At 65.2% G+C, this 21,882-nt stretch carries 14 protein-coding genes; 10 read left to right on the top strand and 4 right to left on the bottom strand.

The features are described 5' to 3' along the window. The first annotated feature begins 38 nt into the window (after positions 1–38). The 7 genes from IT350_14360 (at position 39) to IT350_14330 (ending at position 9,580) form a co-directional block, all read left to right on the top strand. Positions 39–2,864: a phosphatidylserine/phosphatidylglycerophosphate/cardiolipin synthase family protein gene (locus tag IT350_14360; GenBank protein ID MCC6159229.1), complete on the top strand. Its 2,826-nt coding sequence runs from the start codon at positions 39–41 to the stop codon at positions 2,862–2,864. A 53-nt stretch (positions 2,865–2,917) separates the two neighbouring features. Further along, positions 2,918–3,892, top strand: a complete 975-nt coding sequence (locus tag IT350_14355) for an NAD(P)-dependent alcohol dehydrogenase (protein ID MCC6159228.1) — start codon at positions 2,918–2,920, stop codon at positions 3,890–3,892. A gap of 99 nt (positions 3,893–3,991) precedes the next feature. Next, positions 3,992–4,624 (top strand): TlpA family protein disulfide reductase, encoded by a 633-nt coding sequence (locus tag IT350_14350; protein ID MCC6159227.1) that lies wholly within the window; start codon positions 3,992–3,994, stop codon positions 4,622–4,624. Between the two features lie 144 nt (positions 4,625–4,768). Beyond that, positions 4,769–6,247 (top strand): radical SAM protein, encoded by a 1,479-nt coding sequence (locus IT350_14345; GenBank protein ID MCC6159226.1) that lies wholly within the window; start codon positions 4,769–4,771, stop codon positions 6,245–6,247. A 16-nt stretch (positions 6,248–6,263) separates the two neighbouring features. Further along, entirely contained in the window at positions 6,264–7,640 is a 1,377-nt protein-coding gene (locus IT350_14340; GenBank protein MCC6159225.1) for a radical SAM protein, read from the top strand. Between the two features lie 310 nt (positions 7,641–7,950). Further along, positions 7,951–8,580, top strand: a complete 630-nt coding sequence (locus tag IT350_14335; protein MCC6159224.1) for a DUF47 domain-containing protein — start codon at positions 7,951–7,953, stop codon at positions 8,578–8,580. Positions 8,581–8,587: 7 nt separating this feature from the next. Continuing rightward, positions 8,588–9,580 (top strand): inorganic phosphate transporter, encoded by a 993-nt coding sequence (locus IT350_14330; protein MCC6159223.1) that lies wholly within the window; start codon positions 8,588–8,590, stop codon positions 9,578–9,580. Here the strand turns inward: IT350_14330 and IT350_14325 are convergent. Next, positions 9,560–11,323, bottom strand: coding sequence for a HAMP domain-containing protein (locus IT350_14325; protein MCC6159222.1), 1,764 nt, complete (start codon positions 11,321–11,323; stop codon positions 9,560–9,562). The two genes, IT350_14330 and IT350_14325, sit on opposite strands and share 21 nt — an antisense overlap. A gap of 160 nt (positions 11,324–11,483) precedes the next feature. On the opposite strand from IT350_14325, the gene IT350_14320 reads away from it, so the two are divergent. After that, positions 11,484–13,331, top strand: a complete 1,848-nt coding sequence (locus IT350_14320) for a hypothetical protein (protein MCC6159221.1) — start codon at positions 11,484–11,486, stop codon at positions 13,329–13,331. Here the strand turns inward: IT350_14320 and IT350_14315 are convergent. Then, positions 13,280–15,964 (bottom strand): CehA/McbA family metallohydrolase, encoded by a 2,685-nt coding sequence (locus IT350_14315; GenBank protein ID MCC6159220.1) that lies wholly within the window; start codon positions 15,962–15,964, stop codon positions 13,280–13,282. The two genes, IT350_14320 and IT350_14315, sit on opposite strands and share 52 nt — an antisense overlap. Positions 15,965–16,162: 198 nt before the next feature. Here IT350_14315 and IT350_14310 point away from each other — a divergent pair, with 198 nt between their 5' ends. Both IT350_14310 and IT350_14305 read left to right on the top strand, forming a co-directional pair. Continuing rightward, positions 16,163–16,753, top strand: coding sequence for a hypothetical protein (locus IT350_14310; protein ID MCC6159219.1), 591 nt, complete (start codon positions 16,163–16,165; stop codon positions 16,751–16,753). After that, positions 16,753–18,252, top strand: coding sequence for a GMC family oxidoreductase (locus IT350_14305; protein MCC6159218.1), 1,500 nt, complete (start codon positions 16,753–16,755; stop codon positions 18,250–18,252). The genes IT350_14310 and IT350_14305 overlap by 1 nt, the downstream gene beginning before the upstream one ends. 16 nt (positions 18,253–18,268) lie before the next feature. On the opposite strand, the gene IT350_14300 is transcribed toward IT350_14305, so the two are convergent. Further along, positions 18,269–20,104 (bottom strand): hypothetical protein, encoded by a 1,836-nt coding sequence (locus IT350_14300; GenBank protein ID MCC6159217.1) that lies wholly within the window; start codon positions 20,102–20,104, stop codon positions 18,269–18,271. Positions 20,105–20,198: 94 nt separating this feature from the next. Then, positions 20,199–21,080, bottom strand: coding sequence for an HDOD domain-containing protein (locus IT350_14295; GenBank protein MCC6159216.1), 882 nt, complete (start codon positions 21,078–21,080; stop codon positions 20,199–20,201). Positions 21,081–21,882 lie beyond the last annotated feature (802 nt).

The raw sequence follows: 21,882 nt of genomic DNA, 5'->3' as shown, positions 1-21,882 counted from the left end.
GAGGACGCCGGGCTTTCGCGTCGCGGATGGAGTAGGTGATGTTTCGCCGGGTTCTCGTCATCGCGGAAATCCCCGAAGGGGCGGGGCGGGCGATCGAAACCGCGCGACGACTCGCGACACATCCTGAGCGCGTTCATCTGGTGGGACTCTCGCCCGTTTCACCGTTTCTGAAATTCCAGAACGACCCGTGGGACGATCTGCTCGACGTGCTCAATCGGGCGGACGCGCAACTCGCCCGGCTGCGCGCCGAACTCACGGTCTGGTGCGCGGACGTCACGTCGGAACCCGCGCTGGAACTGCGCGACGAAGACCTGCGCGCGTCGGCGAAAGGCTGCGGCGCGGACGTCATCGTCGTCGGACCCATCGCGTCGCGACTGCCGACCGATCTCGTGGACATGGTTGCGCTCACGGTGCAGTCCGTCCGCATCCCGGTCGTGGTGGCGACGGCCGGGGACGAAGGCGACGATGCGCCGATCCGCCGCCTGCTTTTTCCCTTCGACGGCAAGCCGCAGAGCGCCGCGGCCTTTGCGGGATTTGCGCGCGAACGCACGGGGCCGGACCACGAACTCGGATTCTTCGCGCTGCGTCCCGTCAAGGCCCTCGCGCCGGAGGACATCGACGCGAACGCCCGCGTGGCCGGACTCTCGTGCACGGTTCGCTTCGCGCAAAGCGACGCGAAGCTGCTCGAGCTACGCGCGGCGATCCCGTCGCGCATCGCCGAGTGGCGATCCCAGATGCTGTGCGTGCTGCTCGATGCGGAATGGGGGGTCACGCATTGGCTCGGCGGTGTGTTCGTCGTCTGGGCGCTTCGCGAGCTGCGCATTCCCGTGGCCCTGGTCCCCACCGAAACACATGGACTTTCGCTCTATCTCGATCCCGAGACGCTGTGCGCCGCGGACGTCTTCGTCGGCGAATCGCCACTCACCCTGTACGTCGAGCGTGTCAACGTGCTCGGCATGCCGCAGCCGCTGAATCAGACGCACGTCGCCATCATCGATCGCGGCGAATTGCGCGCCGTCGCGTACGCCCACAACGGCTATCTGACGATCCGCGAGGATGAATTCTCCATCGCGCGCTCGGCGGATTTCCTGGGACTCGGTCGCGTGTCGGACGGGCGGTGGCGCGATCCGGTGGCATCTCTAGAGACGAAGGCGGCGATCGTGCGCCCCGCGCGGCCGGTGCTGCTCGTCGATGCCGAGTTTCGCGCGGAGTCGCTCGCGCGGCTGCACACGTTGCACGAAAACGAGAGCGGCATCGACATCTTCGGCGTGAAACTCGCGCTCAACACGCGGCTCGACGAGGCCAAGGAGCGTTTCCTCGCCGCGGGTTTCGCGTCGCCGCGCGTTTTCGAGGCGGGGCAGATTTTGGGATCGGGGCGCCTTTCCGATGTGCCGGGGGGCTTCGAGGCCGTGCTGCTCGCGCGCGCGGCCGCGCGTCTACGTTCGCGCGGCGTCGATGTGGTCGCCATCGCGCACGGGTCCGCGCAGGGCGTGGACGCGAGGGGGTTTGCGACGTTCACGAGCGCCGACCTCGACGCGCTGGAGCCGGAGGCACTGTCGGCGCGGATCTTCGAGGCGCGCACGGCGGTCAACCCCGAAGACGCGTCGATCGGTCAACGGCTCGACGCGACCACGGCCTCTCGGCGCATCGGCGGAAACCGCGTGGGCATCGTGCTCGACAACGCGGAGGCGCGACGCACGCTCGTCGCGCTGATCGACGAAGCGCACGAGCGTTTGCACATCCAGACGTATATCGTGCACGACGAGGAATCCTCGCGCGAGATCGCCGCGGCGTTAGTGCGCGCGGCGCAACGCGGCGTGAAGGTGCGTTTTCTGGTCGACGCGCTCTACAGCCTTCACGAGACGATGGGGATCAAGAACCCGTTCATGGAGCGGCTGGCGCCGGTTGCGGGCATCGAGGTCGCGGCGAATCGGCCGATCGAGGGCATGCCGTCGATTAACGATCTCAAACGTCGCGACCACCGCAAGTTGGTGATCGTGGACGGTTGCCGGGCGATTGTGACCGGGCGCAACCTCGCCGACACCTACTATCGGGGCTTTGACGAAATCGCACTGACGCACGAGACGCCCGGCGCACAGATTCCTTGGTTCGACGCGGGTGCGTGCGTCGAAGGCCCGATCGTGGAGCAGGTCGAGACGTCATTTCTCGGCGCGTGGGTCGCCGCGGGGCGCGAGCCGTTCGACGTCGTCGCGCCGCCGCCGGTGGGGTCCGTCGCCGCGCGGTTCGTCGTGCATCGCGGCCTGCGCGACGCGTACACGCTCGAGGCGTATCTCGCGCTCATCGATGCCGCGACGCGCGACCTGCTCGTCGTCAACACCTTCCCCATGCAGTTCGAAATCCTGCGCGCGCTCCGAAACGCCGTGGGTCGTGGCGTGCGTGTGCGGGTGTTGGTCGGCCACGTGCGGCCGATGTGGAGTGATCGGGATGCCGAGGGTGTGTACTTTCCCGGCGGAGCGATCCGCGAGCTCGCCACGCAGGTCGTGCACGGTCGCATCGACGAGCTGGTCGAGGCCGGCGCCGAGGCGTACGAATACGTCGCCCCGCCCGGGCCGGCGTGGGGATGCGATCTGGGCGCCGTGCGCGCGCACGTCCATGCAAAAATGATCTGCGCCGACGGCCGGTGGTGCGCGATCGGCAGCGCGAATCTGGACATCACCGCGGGCTACTGGGAGAGCGAGGCGCTGCTCGTCGTCGAGGATGCCGCGTTCGCGACGGATGTCGAGGCGCGCTTCGAGTCGATCCTCGCCGCGTCGATCCCCATCGACCGCGACGACCCCAGGTGGCGCGAGCGGGCCGAGGAGCGCGCGTGGCTGTCGAAGAACTGGCCGAGCCTGCTGGGGTAATTGATCCGCATCGCGGGCCTTGGGAGGATGCCATGACGCCGTCGTCCGAAACCATGCGCGCCGCTGTGTATCGGCGCTACGGCGGACCCGAGGTGGTCAGCGTCGAAATTGTGCCGCGCCCGCGCCCCGGGCCCGGCGAGGTGCTGTTGCGCGTGCACGCGAGCACGGTGTCGTCGGGCGACGCGCGCGTGCGCAGCCTGCGTGTGCCGACGGGATTCGGCCTGCTGTCGCGGGCGGCTCTGGGTTTCTTCGGGCCGCGCAAGCCGGTGCTCGGCACCGAACTCGCGGGCGAGGTCGTGGCCTTGGGCGACGGCGTCACCGATTACGCCTTGGGCGAGCGCGTCGCGGCGTATCCGGGCGTCGCGCTCGGCTGCCACGCCGAATACCGGACCATGCCCGTGAAGGGCAACATCGCGCGCTTGCCGGACTCGATCTCGTTCGAGCAGGGCGCGGCGCTCGCGTTCGGCGGAACGGCCGCGCTCCACTTCCTGCGCGACGCCGCGAAGCTGCAATCGGGCGAACGCGTGCTCGTGATCGGCGCGTCCGGCGCGGTCGGCGCCGCCGCGGTGCAGCTCGCGAAGCACTTCGGCGCGTCGGTCACGGGCGTGACGAGCACCGCCAACGTCGAACTCGTGCGCGGTCTCGGCGCGGACCGCGTCGTCGATTACGCGCGGGAGCCGCTGTTCGGCGCCGGCGACGCCTACGACGTCATCTTCGAAGCGGTCGGCGTCCATGCGTACGCCGAGTGCCGGGCCGGTCTCGCGAACGGCGGTCGGCTCATCCTGTGCGCCGGCAGCGTGCCGCAAATTCTCGGTTCGCTCGTGCGCACGATCGGGACGACGCACCGCGTGTTGGCGGGCGGCGCACCCGAGCGCCCGGCGGATCTGGCCCTGCTCGTCTCGCTGGCCGAGGCGGGGCGTTACGCGCCGCCGATCGACCGAACATACCCGCTCGAACGCATCACCGAGGCGCACGCGTATGTCGATACGGGACGCAAACGCGGCAACGTTGTCGTGACGATGGGTTGAACGCGGGTACTCGGCGTACGGGGAGTGCTCCCAGGGTCTCATCGTTGACGCCCAAAGCGCACGGAAGTACCGTGCTTTTTGGGTTTGGAGTGGTGTTGGATGCGCACTTGTCGCCTTCATTTGTGGTTCGTCATCGGGGCTCTTGCCGCGATGGCGGTCGCCTGCGGCCACTACGAGAAGCAGTGGGACGGCGAGGAATACGACGACGGCTCGGGAGATGCCGCGGCGGGCGACGACGACCTGCCGCCGATCCAGGCGCTGGACGACGATGACGACGACGACACGGGCGACGACGACGACGGTGGCACGCCGGTTCCCAACTGGTCGTGGGTGAACGACGAGGGCGACACGGTCGAGCTCTACGACTTCATGGGCAGCGTGGTCATGCTGAACGCCGGCGCGGGGTGGTGCGTGCCATGCCGCGAGGAAGCGCCGCTGTTGGAATCGGATTTGTATCAGGAGTATCGCGACGAGGGATTCGAGATCATCGAGCTGCTCGTCGAGGACAACGAAAACAACCCGCCGAGCCAGGAATTCCTGCAAGGGTGGCGCGACGAATACGGGCTCACGTACACGATCTGCGCCGATCCGGCGTGGACGCTGATGCCGTACTTCACCGAGGGCTCGCTGCCCTTCACGCTCTTCCTCGACCGCGCGATGGTGCCCCGGTCCAGTCGCCACGGTTACGACAAGGCGGTGTACCAGGGCGTCATCGAGCAGCTTTTGGAATGAACCCCGACAAAACGACCGATTTTTCGCGCCGATGGACCCGAAGCGTGATCTGCGTCATCATGGAACATGGTGCGGTTTCGGTAGGGTAAGCCCCTGTGCAGACCGGACCGACCGTGCCGGACGCGCGACCGGCGAAAGGACGAAATGGCCCGCGGTAACCGACCGATCGAACGAATCAGCTTCGTCTACACGCCCTACGGGTCCATCAAAAACGAACCCGGAATCAAGGTCGTCAAGGACAACTACGGAGTTTTCCCGAGCCTGTCGCTGGCGTATGTGGCGGCGGTGGCCGAGAAGGCCGGCGCGAAGATCCAGTTCATCGACGCGCACGCGCTGGGCCTGTCCAAGCCGCAGACGATCAAGCGCCTGAATTCGTTCCGCCCCGACCTCGTCGCTTACACGACGACGACCAATCTCTTCCACCAAAACCTCGACTGGTTCCGCGACATCCGTGAGGCCACGGGCGTTCCGTCGATGGTGGGCGGCGTCCACATGGGGATTTACCCCAAGGAGACGATGGTCCACGGGTGCCTCGATTTCGGCATCACGGGCGAGGCCGAGGAAACGCTGCCGGAATTTCTGACGGCGTACAACGCGGGCGGCGACCTGTCCGCGGTGAAGGGCCTGATCTGGCGCACGGACGACGGCGAGGCGGTGGTGAATCCCTACGCGCCGCTTTACGCCGATGTGGATAGCGCCCCGTTTCCGGCGCGCCACCACCTGCCCAACCATCTCTACTACTCGTTCATCAGCCAGTTCCGGAACTTCACGCCGCTCATCACGAGCCGCGGCTGCCCGTTCCACTGCATCTTCTGCGAGCAGGGCGGGTTGAAATTCCGGCCGCGCTCGCCCGAAAACCTGTGCGACGAGATCCAGGAGTGCCTGGACGCTTACTCGATCCGCGAATTCGACTTCTTCGACTCGAGCTTCACCACCGACAAGCGCCGCGTGATCCGCATTTGCGAGGAGATCATCAACCGCAAGCAGAAATTCGCGTGGGCGCTGCGCAGCCGTGTGGACCTCATCAACGAGGAGATGCTCAAGTACCTCAAGGAAGCGGGCTGCAAGCGCATCTACTTCGGCATCGAGTCGGGCAACGAGGCGATCCTCAAGACGCTCAAGAAAAAGACGACCGTGAAGCGCATCAAGGAGATCGTCCACGCCACCAACAAGATCGGCATCGACACCTTCGGCTACTTCATGGTCGGCAGCCCGGGCGAGACCGTGGACACCGTGAAGCAGACGATCACGCTGGCGAAGGAACTCGACCTCGACTACGCGCAGTTCTCGAAGGTCACGCCCATGCCCGCCACCGAGATGTATCAGATGCTGATGAAGGAAAACGGCGGGCACGATTACTGGCGCGATTTCATCGCCAACCCGGTCGACGAGCTGTTCATCCCGCGGCCCGGCTGCGACATGACCGAGGAAGAGGTCCAGAACTGGGCACGCAAGGCGTACATGAAGTTTTACTTCCGACCGCGCTACGTGCTGCGCGCGCTGCTGCGCATCAAGAGCTGGGAAGAGCTGGCGCGCTCGGCCTACACCGCCTTCGCCATGCTCTGGGAACAGCGGTCGATCATCACGCAGATCCGCGGCCGACGCGCCGCCGTTTCGGCGTGACCGCGCGGGCGCGGACATGAAGCGTACGCGCGTCTTCTTCGGCAACGCCCCCTGGAAAAAGGACGGGTTCTACGGCGTGCGCGCCGGCAGTCGCTGGCCGCATTTCGAGGAACAGTCCATGGAGTACATGCCGTTCCCGTTCTTTTTGGCATACGCCACGGCGGTGCTGGAGCGGGACGGCTTTCCCGTGCTGCTCGTGGACGGCATCGCCGAGGGCATCACGGATGAGGCGTTCCTCACGCGCATCCGCGACTTCCAACCCGACGTGATCGTGCTCGAGATCTCGACGAACTCGTACGACAAGGACATGTACCATGTCGCGCGCATTCGCGAGGAGAACCCGGACAAGCTCATCATTCTGGCCGGGCTGCACGACGAGATGTTCAAGACGCCATGGCTTCGAGAGCACACCGAGGTCAACGCGGTGCTCGTCGGCGAATACGAGATGGCGCTGCTCGAATTCGCGCAGCGACTCGAAGCGGGCGTGTCGCCCGTGGGCACCGTGGGACTGCTCTGGCGCGACGCCGACGGCGACGTCTTCGACGGCGGACGCCGACCGCTGGAGCCCGATCTCTCGGTCTTTCCGTGGCCGGCGCGCCACTATCTGCCGATGTATGCCTATCGTGACGAGCCGGGAAACATTCCGCGCCCGTCGGTGCAGATGTGGGCGAGTCGGGGTTGCCCTTACGGGTGTACGTTCTGCGCATGGCCGCAGATCATGTACGCGTCGCCCAAGTACCGCGTGCGTTCCGTCGAGGACGTGGTGGACGAGATGGAGTGGCTCGCCCGCGAGTACAACTTCGCGAGCGCGTATTTCGACGACGACACGTTCAACATCGGCAAGAAGCGCATGCTCGCGTTCGCGCGCGAGGTCAAATCGCGCAACATGGATCTGCCCTTCGGCATCATGGCCCGCGCCGACCTGATGGACCGCGAGATCCTGACCGAGCTGAAGGAAGCCGGGCTGTGGGGTCTCAAGTACGGGGTCGAATCGGCCACGCAGGAGATCGTGGACGCCTGCGACAAGGGCCTCGACCTCGAAAAGGTCAAACGCGCGGTCGCGTTCACGCACGAGCTCGGCATCAAGATGCACCTGACCTTCATGTTCGGCCTGCCCGGCGAGACCTGGGACTCGGCGATGAAGACCATCGACATGGCCATCGCCTTCGCGCCCGAATCGGTGCAGTTCACGGTCGCGACGCCATTCCCGGGGTCCAAGTACTGGAACGAGATCACGAGCGAAGGCAAGCTGCGCACGCGCGACTTTTCGAAGTACGACGGGTTCCGCTCGGCCGTGGTGCGTACCGACGCGCTGACCGGCGATCAACTCGAAGAGATCCTGCGCATGGCCAACCAGCGCTGGAGCCAGTTCCGCTTCCAACGCGCCGGCTAAGCGCCTGAAATTTCTAGACATTTTGTTTGATTTCCGTTCGTCCCGCGCGACGAAATCGTGAAATTGGCGTGACGCGGGCGTGTCTTTGGGGCTTGGATTCGATGCCGGGGCGTGGTAAATACGCCCCGCGATTGCTCATTGGCGGCGCACCGCAATTCTCGACACCGAGGGGATCTCCAAGGCCGGAACGTCCACACGCTGACGAACGTCGGAGTCGTCGCGGTTCGCCGTTTCGCCGGCTGAAGTCCCGAACAAGCTTCGGGATCAATGTGCCGCCCGGGGTATCGACGCCCGCATCCGGAGGTGTTTCGTGTTTCGCGCATGGCTTCCCCGCAAAGACGAATTTTTCGCCCTCTTCGATCAGCACACGACGACCGCTCTTCTGGCCGGGCTGGCCATTCGCGACGCACTCACGAATCTGCATGACAACGCCGAGGCGATCGCGCGCGTCGAGCGGGCCGAGCACGCGTGCGACAAGATCACGCACGACACGGTCGATCTGCTGCGCAGTTCGTTCATCACGCCGTTCGACCGCGAGGAAATCCGCAGGCTGATCTCGCGGCTCGACGACATCGTCGATTACATCGAGTCCGCGGCGCATCGGTTGACGCTGTTTCGCATTCTCGAAGTGCCGCCGGAGGTGGTGGAGCTGGCGAGCGTCCTGATCCGCACGCAGGAACAGGTGGTCGACATGGTGAAGATGCTGCGGACGATGAAAAAAAATCAGGAAATGCACGACCACGTGAAAGAGATCAACCGGCTCGAAAACGAAGGCGACAAGCTGCACCGCAAGGGCATCGCGGCGCTTTTCGAAAACGGCGGCGATCCGCTCACGGTGATGAAGCTCAAAGATCTCTACGAGATTTTGGAGACGGCCATCGACTGCTGCGAAGACGTGGCGCAGGTCGTCGAAGGCATCATCATCGAACACGAGTCGTGAGTCGGCCATGACCCCGATGATTCTCACGACCATCGCGATCGCGCTGCTGTTCGACTTTGTGAACGGCATGAACGATGCGGCAAACTCGATCGCCACGGTCGTTTCCACGCGCGTTTTGCCGCCGGGTCTCGCCGTGGCGTGGGCCGCGCTCTTCAACTTCCTCGCGGCGTTCTTCTTTGGCGTGCACGTCGCCACCACGATCGGCAAGGGCGTCGTCGATCCGGCCATCATCACGCCGACGCTCATCCTGGGTGCGCTGATCGGGGCGAGCGGCTGGGCTTTCCTTTGCACGCACTTCGGCCTGCCGATCAGCGTTTCCCACTCGCTCATCGGCGGGTTGGCCGGCGCGGCCGTCATGCGTGGCGGCACCGACGTGCTCATCATGAAGGGCATTATCAAGGTCGGGATCTTCATCGTCCTCTCGCCGCTGCTCGGACTCGCGTTGGGCATCTTGTTGATGATCGGAATGCACTGGCTGCTGCGTTCGTATTCGAAAGCCAAGGTCGAGAAGATCTTCGGACGCGCCCAGCTTTTCTCGGCCGCGGTTTTTTCGCTCAGCCACGGGGCCAACGACGCGCAGAAGACCATGGGGATCATCGCGGTCCTGTTGTTCTCGCAGGGATTGTTGGGCGATACGTTTCACGTGCCGTGGTCAATCATTTTACTGTGTCACGCGACGATCGCCCTGGGTACATTGGCGGGCGGTTGGCGCGTGATTCAGACGATGGGCACCAAGCTGACCAAGTTGCGGCCCGTGGGAGGATTCGCCGCGGAAACGGCGGGCGGATTGACGATCATCTCCGCCTCGTTGCTCGGCATTCCCGTGAGTACGACGCATACGATCACCGGCGCCATCGCGGGCGTGGGCGCGGTGTCCAACGTCGGCGCGGTGCGTTGGGGAGTGTTCACCCACATCGTGTGGGCGTGGGTGCTGACGATTCCCGTCTCCGCGGCGGTCGGCGCTGCGACCTACTGGTTGTTAAACGCGCTCGGGATCTGAAGCCGGAATCTCGATCCAGAACAGCGACCCGCGTGGTTCGACATTCTTGACGCCGAGGCGTCCGCGCATCGCCTCGACCGCGCTTTTCACCACCGCGAGCCCCAGTCCCGTGCCGCCCAGATCGCGCGAGCGACCGGTATCGACCCGGTAGAATCGCTCGAAGATTCGTTCGTGGTGGCGCGTTTCGATCCCCGGGCCATCGTCCTCGACCTCGATCCGCGCGAAATCCCCCGCGTTCGCCGCGCGGATATGGATATGGCCGCCCGCGTCGCCGTACTTGATGGCGTTTTCCACGAGGTTGAACAGCGCCTGCTCCAGCGTCCGGGCGTTTCCGCGAACGAAGAGTCCCGGCCCAACGGCGGCGACCAGCTCGAGGCCTCGCGCGCGGGCGGCATCTCCGAGTTGCTCGATCACATTGTTGACGCAGCTCTGAATCCTCACCGGCGCGATTTCGAGACTCGTCGAGAGCTCCTCCATGCGCGCGAGTTCGAGCACGTCGCGCACGAGCGCGTGCAGCCGGTCGGCTTGACGCGCAATCGCCTCGACGAAGACCCGCGCATGCGTCGTGTCCTCGAGCGCGCCATCAGCCAGCGTTTCGGCATTGGCCTTGATGACGCCCAGCGGCGTGCGCAGCTCGTGGGACAGATTCGAGATGAAGTCCATGCGGATCTGTTCGAGTCGGCGCAACTCGGTCACGTCGTGAAGCACGATCACGGTGCCGGTCCCCGACTTGAGACGCGACACATGGGCGAGCAGGCGCCGGGGCGACGCGGCATGGAGCTGGAACTCGGCTTCAAGGACCTCCGGTCGGCCCGCGTTGACCAGATCCAGCAGCGCCGGCACGCGTACGACCTCGGCCAGCGCGCGGCCGACCGGCGCGGCATCGAGGCCGAGCAGCGCGAGCGCGGCGCGGTTCGCCAGTGTCACGCGCTTCTGATCGTCGAGCGCCAACACGGCCTCGGTCATGCTCTCCAGAATCGACTCGATCCGCTCGCGCTCGTGCACCTGCTCGAGCGTGGTTTGCTCATATCGACCGATCAGGTCGTTGAAGCTCGCCGCGAGACGACCGACCTCGTCGTCGGCCGCGATGTCGATCCTGTGCGTCGATTGCCCCGTCGAGCGCGCGGCGACGAGCCGGGCCAGATCGCGCAGGGATCGCGACAGCCAGTGCGAAGCGAGGCCGCTCATGACGATCGCCACAAGGAGTCCGATGAACGCCGCCGCCACGATGAGTTGGCGAAACGACGCGATCTCCGACTCGACCTGCGTGAGGGGAAGAGCAAGACGCACGGCCCCGGTTTGATCGGCAGCCTTCCACGGGAGAGCCACGTACAAAAACGGCTCTTTCACGGTCGTGCTGTAGCGCCGTGACGTGCCCGAGTGGCCCGCGAGGGCTTCGTGGACCTCGGGTCGCGTCGCGTGATTTTCCACGCCGGGAATGGCCGCGAGTTCCACCGACGAATCGCCGAGCACGACGCCCTGCCCGTCGATGAACGTCACGCGCGCTCCGGTCGTCTCCCCCAGACGATCGGCCAGCACATCCGCGGTCGCCATGTCGACGGGGCCGTTCATGGACTCGACCGCGTACACGCACGTGCGCGCGAGGTGCGTCAGTTGAATCCCGATCTGACCGATCAGCGCGCCGCGCAGGTTCACTTCGAGAATCCACGCGCTGGCCGTGCCGACGACGATCATGAGCGTGAGTGAGACGACGAAGAGTTTGCCGCGAATGCCCAGCTTCATGGACCCACCCGGGCGCGATGGTCGCGCCGTGTTTCGTCACGGTGATTTCACTTCGCGGCATCCTCGTCAAGCCGCGTGACGAAACGGTGACGCCCGGTGGACGCGTCCGCGCGCCTCCCGATATGATGTCGGGCGTTTCCCCGTTTGGGTCGGAGCCGACTTGACTTCCCTGTCGCACATCGATCGATGGTCTTGGCTGATCGTCGTCGCGGTGGCCGTGGCGCTGGGCGCGCCCATGTTCGGTCCGTACCTGATCTACGGACACTCCGCGGACATCGATGCGTACCGGCTCCTCGTCTTCGACGCCGCGATCCGAACGGGCGATCTCTTTCCTCGTTGGGTGCCGCACTACTATTTCGGTTACGGCTCACCGATCTTTCACTTCTACGGGCCGCTGCCGTATTACGTCGCCGAGGCGTTTGTGCTCGCCGGGGCCGACGCCGCCCGCGCGTTGCAATGCACGCTTTTCGCGACATGGCTCGCGGCCGCGCTCGCCATGTTCCTGCTCGCACGCGATTTTCTCTCGCGCCCCGCGTCGGTCGCGGCGGGCGTGCTCTATCTGCTCGCGCCGTATCACCTCGTGGATCTGAACGTGCGCCACGCGCTGGGGGAACACGTCGCGTTTATCTGGATTCCGCTCGCGATCTGGGGTTGCGCGGGCGGAATCAAACGGCCCGGCGCGGCGCGCTTCGCGGTCGGCGCGCTCGCTATCGCGGCGCTCCCGCTCACGCACAACATCACGGCGATGATTTCGCTGCCCGTGATCTGCGCCTGGTGCGCCTTCGATGCGTATCGCGCGCGGTCCGTCGGAAAGCTGGCCCTCGCGGCGCTGTCCGTGGCGTCGGGACTTGCGGTTTCCGCCTTTTTTTGGCTTCCCGCGTTTGTCGAAAAAGACCTCGTCTTTGCGCGCGAGAGCCTGACCGAGGAGTTCTTCCAGTTCGGTCATCATTTCGTCCACGCAACGCAGTTGTTCTGGTCACCGTGGGGATTCGGCGGCAGCCGGCCCGGCATCGCCGACGATCGCATGTCGTTTCAGATCGGTCTCGTGCACTGGGCTGGGGTCCTCGCAACACTGACGCTGCTTTATGTCACGCGCAAACGCTGGCGTGCCGATCGTTCTCACCCGGCTTGGCCGTCGCTTGCGGCCGTCGCCGTCTTCGCCGGCGCGGCGTTCATGACGACGCCCGCCTCGGTCCACGTCTGGCACAACATCTCGCTGCTTTCGTTCGTGCAGTTCCCGTGGCGGTTTCTGACGCTCGCCGCGTTCGGGTCGAGTCTCGTCGCGGCCTACGCGATCGACGCGATTCCGTGGCGCGCGCCGCGTTGGGCGTGGTTTGCGACGTTGGCCGTGATTGGCGCGTGCGCGGTTGCGTACGGCTCCTGGGCTCGTCCGCGCGCGGCGATGTGGCACCATGAGTCGCGCCACGTTACGCCCGTCAAGATCGCGGACATCCGAACTCTCGACGCAAGCGTGTACGGGGACATGCGGACCCGCCTGACACTGGCGCACGTCGTGACATCTGGGGACACAGGCACGAGCCGCGACGACTATCTGCCCCGAACGGTGAATGAGAAGCCGATCGAAACGACGGACGCGCTCGCTTGGGTACTCGAAACGGGCGAAGAACCAACCATCACGCGCGTAGGACCGAATCGGTTCCGATTCGACGTTTCGACTTCGTCACCGGCCCATTTGCTCTTCAACCAGTTTTCGTTTCCGGGGTGGGAGGCGCGGATCGACGGCGAAGATGCGGACACGCTCATCGACAACCGTCACGGCGCGATCATTGTGCCCGTTCCCGAGGGACGGCACGAGGTCGAAATCGCGTTCGGCTCTACGCCGCTGCGTGACTCCGCGAACCGGGTGTCGCTGTACGCCATCGTCGCGCTGGTCGCGGGGGCTCTCTACGCGGGCTTCGCGAACCGCGGGCGGCCGAAACCGCCCGCGGTGCCAATTCAGAGCAATCCCGGCGGGTCGAACTCGCTGTTGCCGTCCTCGTCCACGTAGATCGGATTCGTAATCGCGAAGACCGTGTCGCTGACGACGGGGCGCAGCGTCGCGGAGTCGTGGCCCACCTCGACGACGAAATAGGCGTCTTCGGTGCACGGCAGCGAGACGATGTCATTGAAACGGACAACGTCGGTCGTCTCCGCGATCGCTTCCTCGTGCACGATGGACTGGTGATTCGAATAGACACGCAGATAGTTGACGCGCACCCACGACGGCGCCTGAACGATGATCTCCAGATCGACCGTTCCATCCTGATCGGTCAAGAGTTCGCCGAGGCCCATGCCCGAGATCTCAAACGTGACGAAAGGTCCGTTGCTCACGAAGCTCTTCTGCGACTGGATGGAATCGACCATGTCCTCGGGATCGGCGGTCGCCGGATCGTCGTCGGGCATGGCGAAGACGTTGCGCGGGTTGCCCGGCGTGTCGCCGACGCCGTGCGTGTCGGAGTTGCCGGTCATGGTGTACGCGTAACCCTGATCGAGGAAACTGAACCAGTCGTCGAGCGTTCCATGATCGGTCTGACCCGAATTGAACACCTCGATGGCCTGAAAGTCGTCGCGCCACCGATTGGGATGCGCTGACGATACGCCGATGGTGTTGTCGTAACCGATCCAGGTAAACCAGCCGCTTCCGTCGCGCGGGTGATTGATCTGCACGATCTCCGCGCCGAAGTCCGCGCGCGCGATATCCCACATGTCGGGGAACTGATAGCGCTGCACGATCACGCCATCGGCGTATTCCACCATCGGCACGCCGTAGTAATCCGGCTTGTCGGGGCGAGCATCGAGCGGCCACGTATTGAAGTGGCCGTAAACCGGACTCACCTCGGAGCCGCGAATGGGTTGCGTAAACGCTCCGGCATTCAGCGCGGTGACGATCGGCGCGTAGTCGGGGCGATAGTCGTGATCGGTCACGACGGGCATTTCGAGGCACTCCGACGCGAACTCGTGCACGCGAACCGCCGCCGGGGCCTGAGAGTCGATCGAGTACTCGGTGTGGATGTGGAAGTCTCCCGCCATCCACCCCGTCGAATCGACCACGCGCTCGATCTGGCCCTCGAGCACCGCCGTATCACCCGCCTCGATCGTGACGTTGTGAACGTCGATTTCGTATTCGTAGCCGCGCGAGATCGTCACGGTGTAGTCGCCCGGCAGCACGTTGGCCGTGCCCGTGCCGCTGATGGAGAACACGCGGTGCGCCACGCCCGCGCCCACCGGGGCGTCGTGGCCCGGCTGGAATGTCAGCTTGCATGGGACCGGATCATCGTCGCCGTCGGTGACGGTGAATTCGAGCTTTCCGGGCAGGTTCGCGTCCAGGTCCTGCGTCGTGGTTTCGCCGGCGTCCACCTCGACGTCCACCGGGGCGGCCGTGACGCGTCCGTCGCCCTGCAAGGTCAGTGAGTAGTCGCCTCCGGGCAGCATGATCGAAAAAGCGCCCGTGCTGTCGGGCTTGATGATCGACCGGAAGTTCGTGCCGTCGGGCCCCTCGTCCTGCACGATGATCTGCACGTCCGCGAATTCGCCGTCGGCCTTCGCCGAGTCGAGCGTTCCCTGCAACGTGCCGAAGGTCTCCTCGCCGTCCTGCGCGGCGAGCTCGGCCTCGAATGCTTCGCTGCCGCCCTTGCCGATGACGAAACGACGCTCGTAGGTGTGCGTGTGCACGTTCGGTCCGAATCCCTGGCCGCCCTGAATGAGCGGAAGGACTTCGTCGTCCAGATACGGAGCGAAGAACTTGCGTTCCGAGTTCGTGGTCATCAGCGCGTAGGACACGTTCATCGACGGGTCGCAGATGCCGCCGACCCAGCGCACCGCGGCGAGCGGATCGAACTCACCCGTCTCGAAGCCCGCACGCGGCGCGAACACCGGGCAGTAGTCGCCCCACATCGGCGCGTCGGCGATGAAGACCGTCCGCTCGTTGTCGTTCAGGCTTGTCACGGTGGTGACGATGCGCAGCACGTCGGTGTCGGGTTCGAGGATGTAGTCGTTCTGGATTTCGAGATCGTGGCTCCACGTCGGGGCGACGAGGTCCACGATGTCGATGCCGATGTCTTTGCCGGTTGCGCGAATCACGACGCGGCCGTTGCGGCCGTTCTCGAGAATCTCGACCTCGGACGCCGAGAATGCGCGAAGGAAACCGACAAGTTGCTCGAGCGACCAAACGGCGTCCTGTCCCGGCTCACTCGCGGGCCGCGCGATATCGGCATCTGCGATGAGGCCGGTAGCCTTTGTCCAGCCCACGCCCGGATGCTCGGGCGAGCGGATGATGACCTCGATTTCGCTGTTGTAGAGCTTGAGATCGCCGATCTCGCCGCGCGCGCGCGGCCCGCCGATCAGTTCGTCCTCGTCCGCGATGAAGCCCGCGCGGATTTCACCGGGACTGAGTTCGTCGGAGAGGTTATCCCACGGTTCCTCGGTGTCGTCGTCCGCGTCGTCGTCCGGCAGCGGCGGCCACGTGTCGTCGTCGCCGGTGTCGTCGTCGGTGTCGTCATCGGACGTATCGTCGTCCGTGTCGTCATCGGACGGCGAGGCGGAATCGTTGTCGTCGTCGTCATCTCCGCAGCCGCACCCGACCGCGAAAAACGCCAGAAGAAGCAGCCACACCCAACCCGCCACCAGCCGCTGAAAGTTCATGATCGCTCCGAAACGGAATGCCGTTACGCGTTCGCCGCGTGAATGTCGCAAAATCTTAATGAAATTGTCACGAAAAACCAAGGTTTCCGTCACACGTTTGTCGAATTTCGCGGTCATTCGGCATGTTTGTCTCGACCGTGAAAGCGCCCTCTGGAATTCGGGATGGGTTCCGGCCGATAATCCTCAGGTCGAGGAATCATGAAATACGACGCGAAACTCGGAAGCATCCGGCTTGGCCGGCGAACGCTCCTGGAGGGTTTTCTGGGCGCGGCGACCGCCGTGTACGTCGGCCCGATCGCGCCGCCCGCACCCTCAGAGCGCGTGGCCAATCCGCATCCGGTGGACGACGGCGACTTCGCCGTGCTGGAGTCGGTCGTCGAGGCGGTCGTCAGCGGCGATCCGGCGTTTCCCCCGGCGCGCGAACTCTCCCTGCGGCCGTACTTCGAGAACCTGCTCGGCCAAATGGCGGCGTTCGACCGCGATCAGTTCCTGCGTCTGCTGACGCTGCTTCAATACTCGACCGCCCTGACGCACCGCTCGCGTTTCACGAACCTGTCTGTCGAGGCCCGCGTCGAGGCGCTAACGTCCTGGGCGCACAGCTCGCTCACACTGCGGCGGCAGGCGTTCACGGCGCTCAAGATGACCGCGTGCATGGTGTATTTCGCCGCGGACAAGACGTGGGCGGCGGTGGGATACGACGGCCCGTGGGTCGATCAGACCGAGATCGCCGTGCTCGATCCGCCGCCCTTGTCGTTCTACTCGGATGTGCCGCCCGGAGGAAAACCCTGATGTCTCCGTCGGACGACACCGAAATCTCCGCGACCGTGTGCGTCGTCGGCTCCGGCGCGGGCGGGGCGACCGTCGCGAAGGAACTCGCCGAGAAAGGCGTGGACGTGGTGGTGCTCGAAATGGGCGCGCATCACAAACCGGCCGAATTCACGCAGCGCGAGGACACGTGCATGCCGCGCCTGTTTCAGCGCGCGGGTGCGACGGGCAATCGGGACTTGTCCGTCATCGTCATGATGGGGCAGGGGGTTGGCGGATCGACGGTGCACAACGGCTGCCTGTGCTACCCGCCGCCCGACGCCATCCTCACCCGCTGGGCGAAGGAATTCGGCGTGCGCGACCTGTCGCCCGCGGATTTGCGGCCCTACGTCGATCGCGTCGAGCGCAATATCGGCGTCAATCAGATCCCCGAGCACATGGTCAACGCCAACAACGACATGTTGCGCCGCGGCACGAACGCCCTGGGTTGGAAGGGCCATGTTCCGCGCCACAACCGCATCGAATGCGTGGGGTGCGGCTACTGCACGCTCGGCTGCGCGTACAACCGCAAGCAGAGCATGCTCATCACCGCCATCCCCAAGGCGATCTCGCGCGGCGCGCGGATCCTTTCCCGCGTGCGCGTCGAGACGATCGTGCGCGACGCCGGCGGTGTGCGGGGCGTCGAGGGGACGAAGCTCGATGAACGCGGCGAACCGGCGGGCCGCATCCGCGTCGCGGCGAAACGCGTCGTGGTGAGCGCGGGGGGCGTGGCGTCGGCCGCCCTCCTGCTGCAAAACGGCATCGCCGAAGCGACCGCCGGACGCACGCTGCATATCCACCCGGCGCTGCCGGTCGGCGCACTCTACGACCGGTTCATCGACGCATATCGCGGCACACCCCAGACGTGGGTCTGTGACGAATTCGCGCGCTTCTACGGCGATGGCTACGGCGGCTATCTCCTCATGGCGCAGTCGGCGACGCCGGGCATGACGGCGACGCTGGTGCCCGGCATCGGAGGGGCGCTCACGCGCGCGATGCGCGAATACAATCGCATCGCCGCGGGCAGCGCGATGATCCACGACGAGACCAATGGCGTCATCTCGGTGGAACGAAACGGCAAATGGGCGATCGACTACTGGCCCGATGAGCGCGACCGGCGCGAACTCGTCGAGGGCGCGAAGCGATGCGCCGAGGCGTATCTAACGTCGGGGGCGCGCGAGGTCTTTCTGCCCACATCCGAGCCCGCCTCGGTGAAGTCCACGAAGGATCTCGGGCTTTTTGACGAGATCGACTTCGCGCCGCACAAGGTGAACATCGCGGCGGTTCATCCGCAGTCGTCCGTGCCGATGGGCGAGGACCGCACGCGCTGCGCGGTCGATTCTTACGGAGAGTCTCACGAGGTGCGCGGCCTGTTCGTCGCCGACATGTCGGTGTTTCCGACCTCGGTCGGCGTGCCGCCGCAGATCACCACGCAGGCGCTCGCGGCGCGCACGGCGGATTACATCCAATCCCAATTGGCCTGATCGGGCGAGTCGTCGGCTACCGTCCGCCGAGCATCCGCCGGCGCAGCTTGCTTAGCGCGCGCAGCACGGGGCCCCCGTCGCGTTCCACCCGGTCGAGCTGAACGACGATCAGCACGGCCGGGCTCGACAGCCACTCCATGTGGTCCTGGATCTTTCGCTCGTCGAACGAGGTGACGACGACCGTCGGTACGCCGCCCGCCACGGGCACGTCCCGGCACCACGCGGCGTTTTCGTCGTTGTCGAGAAAGCAGACGAGGGCGTCGACGTCTCCGCTTTCGATTCGTCCCCGCGCATCCGCCGAATCGGCTGCGATGTCGAACGCGAACTCCGCCTCGTCCGCGCGTTTCGCCAGGTCGTCCGCCCGATCGGCCGACAGCCCGCACAGCAGCACACGCACACGCTCGGACTCCGAGATTCTCTTCGCTTCGGGCGATTCGGAAATCGGGACGACGGACGCCGGTGCCACGTCGACGGACGGCCCGCTCGGAACGCGGATCGCCACGCGCGCTCCCAGGCCCGGCCCGTCGGAGTGGACGTCGATCGAACCGCCCATGAGTTCGAGGAGCTTCTTCGCAATGGCGAGACCGAGCCCCGTGCCGCCGAACTTGCGTGCGAGGCCCGCGTCGGCTTGCGAAAACGGCGTGAACAGGCGCCGCGCGACGTCCTCGGTGAAACCGATGCCGCTGTCGCGCACTTCGATCCGCGTGAAGCCGTTCGGCTCGGCCTCGGCGCGCAGCGAGACGAATCCCTCCGCCGTGAATTTGAGCGCGTTCGCCAGCACGTTCATCACGGATTCGCGCAGCTTGGGAAGGTTGGCGAAGGCGGACAGGTCGATGTCGTCCGGCATCTCCAGACGCCACTCAAGGTTCTTCGCTCTGACCTTCGGTCCGAAAACGCGATCGATCTCCTGGAAGAGATAGATGACGGGGAACTCCATCGGCGCGGCCGAGGTGCGCCCCGACTCGATATTCGCGATTTCGAGCACCTTGTTGATGGTCTCGAGCAGTTGCTGCGCGCTGCCGTGCGCCGTCTGCACGCACTCCAACCGCTCGGCCTCGCCGGCTTCCGGATTGGCGATGTAAAAGCTCAGAAAACCCAGAATCGCGTTCAGCGGCGTGCGCAGTTCGTGCGAGGTCGTGGCGAGGAACTCGCTCTTGAGCCGATTCGATTCCTGCGCCAAACGATTCGCGTCCACCAGTTCCCGGTTCTGTCGTTCCAGCAGTTCGTTCGCCCGGCGCAGGTTCTCACGGTGCTCCATGGTCTGATTGAGACTGGTGAGAATGCTGCGCCGTGAGATTTCGAGTTCCAGCGCCTTGACCGCCTGCCATCGCCGGATCTCGACACTTCGCGTGTAGGCGTCGAAAAACCAGTGCCCAAGACGTCGGAGCGCCTCGGTGGTCACCGCGCAATCCTGCAGGCTCGCTCCGAGCCGGAAGCGTGTCAGATGTTCCAGCGCCCCATGCGGAGCGATCGGCACGATCAACTCGGCGTGGGGATTGGTTTCCGGGCCCGTTGGAGCGAACGGATCGCCGCGCCGGGCGAAGACCGCGATCTCCTCGCCGATCGGCTTCGCGGCGGCGACGTCGATGGGGTTGTCGATATCGACGGCGTGATCCACGAGATCCCGGCGGTCGCACCATTCCCAGACCGGGACACCCACGAGCGTCCCGTCGTCCGTGGCGCCGACCTGCGTGGATTCGACCTCGACGAGTCCGAAAACCGAGGCGGCGTCGCGCAGCACCATCTGCGCCGCCTGGGCGAAATCGGTCTCGCGGATCAGGATCCCGGCCCAGAACGCCAGGCGCTCATCGAGCAGGGGATCGTCGAACAGTGCGGGGCGGTCATGAGTCATGTGGACGGCCGGGCTCCCGGATGAGGGTCGTCAGGTCCGCCGGCCCGCGACATACAACCAACAACCAACAACCAATAACCAGAAACCAACCGCCTCAATCCTGCAAAACGAGCCGGAGCATGTCGGACTTCTCCAGCGCGGCATCGACGCCCGCCGTGATCTTGTCGAGATCGTCCGGCGTGAGCCCGAGCGCGGTCATGGCGAAGGGATGGGCTTCCTCCGCCGCGTGGCCGAGGAATCTCCCCGCACCGCTTCTCACGCACACCGCGTCGGCGATCTGAATGACGCTGACGAAGACCTGATCCTCGGCGGCGGCCCGCTCGGGCTGATGATGGTAACGCGCGGTCAGGCCGACGAGCTGCGGCAAATGCCACTTGTTGCAGATGAATCCGCCGACTTCCTGGTGATCGGAGCCGAGGATTCCCTGCTCGATCTCCGCGAGGGGTCGCCCGGATTCCATGGCGTGGTTGAGCACTTCGGAGTACACGGAGGAAACGTTCTGGTCGAGGATCAGGATGCCGATGTCGTGCAGGAGCCCGGCGACGAAATACGGATTTTCGGTCGCCTTCAGGTATTTGGGCGCGAGCGGCGCGTGGTCGTTCACGACGCGAGCGACGATCGCCACGCTCAGACAGTGTTTCCAGTAGTCCTCGTAGTTCAGATTGCCGAGAACGCGCCCCTTCATGCTCGAAACGACGCCGGTGGTGATGATGAGGTTGCGCACCTCGCCGAGACCCATCCGCGCGATCGCGTACGAAACCGAGGTGATCTCCGACCGGGGCGCGTAGTAGGCGGAATTGGCCACGCGCAGCACCTTGGCGGTCAGCGCCGGGTCCTCTTCCATCGCGTGCGCGACGTCCTTCACGCTCGAGCGCGCGTCGTCCATCACGTCGAGCACGTGGTTGACCACCTGCGGAAGCGAGGGGAGGTCCTTGACCTTTCCCAGAATGCCCAGAATTTCGTCGGGTGCGTTCATCTCGGACCGATTTTAGGGGATGGGCGTACTCGCGCCAGTATAGGCCGGGGCGGGACTTTGTCCATCGACGGGGACATGCGCCGCGCAGAGATGCCGCTCCCCGGTGCATGGTGCGTCATGTGGCACAGCCGCCCCCGGCTGTGCGGTCCGAAACGCCGCCCCGCGACGTCCGTGCCGCAAGCGCCGGCGCGTAGCGATGCGACGTTGCGATGTCCGTGCCGCAAGCGGTAGCGCGCGGGTCGCGCCGGGAAATCGCCCGCGCGCTTCGTCCCTCGCATGGCTTCGGGACTCCGTTTGCGGCACTGACGGACAACGCGCGGGCCATGAGACGTCCGTGCCGCAAGCGCCGGCGCGTAGCGATGCGACGTTGCGATGTCCGTGCCGCAAGCGACAGCGCGCGGGCTGTTGCGAGTGACACCGTTTCCCGCGATGGAAACGGCAGGGGCTCGGGATGATTTCCCCGAAACTCCCCCAGGACGCGACACTCCTGCCACACCGGTCAGAGCGTCAATGCCTTGCGGTCGCCGCGCACGCGAAAACCATATGTCGTTGGATTCGCACGATCACTCCGGCGAGAGAGCCCGGACGCCGAGTCGACGACAGAGTCCGCCGAGTGTTGCGACGTTGAAACAGTTCCGCGCCAATTGAATTTTTATTTCGAGAGCCGATCGGTGCCGCGCCACCAGTCATTCCGATTGCTCGCGGTCTGTCATCCTGAGCGAAGCGAAGGATCTTCCCGTCCAAAAAGACCAGTCGTTTCAACGGTTTATCCGTTGCCATTTCATGTTTTACTGGAAGAATC

It is taken from the genome of Deltaproteobacteria bacterium, from assembly GCA_020845895.1.
Taxonomy (GTDB): Bacteria; Lernaellota; Lernaellaia; order JACKCT01; family JACKCT01; genus JADLEX01.
Note: the sequence above shows the minus strand (reverse complement) of the source record. Positions and strands in the feature narration are given on the sequence as shown.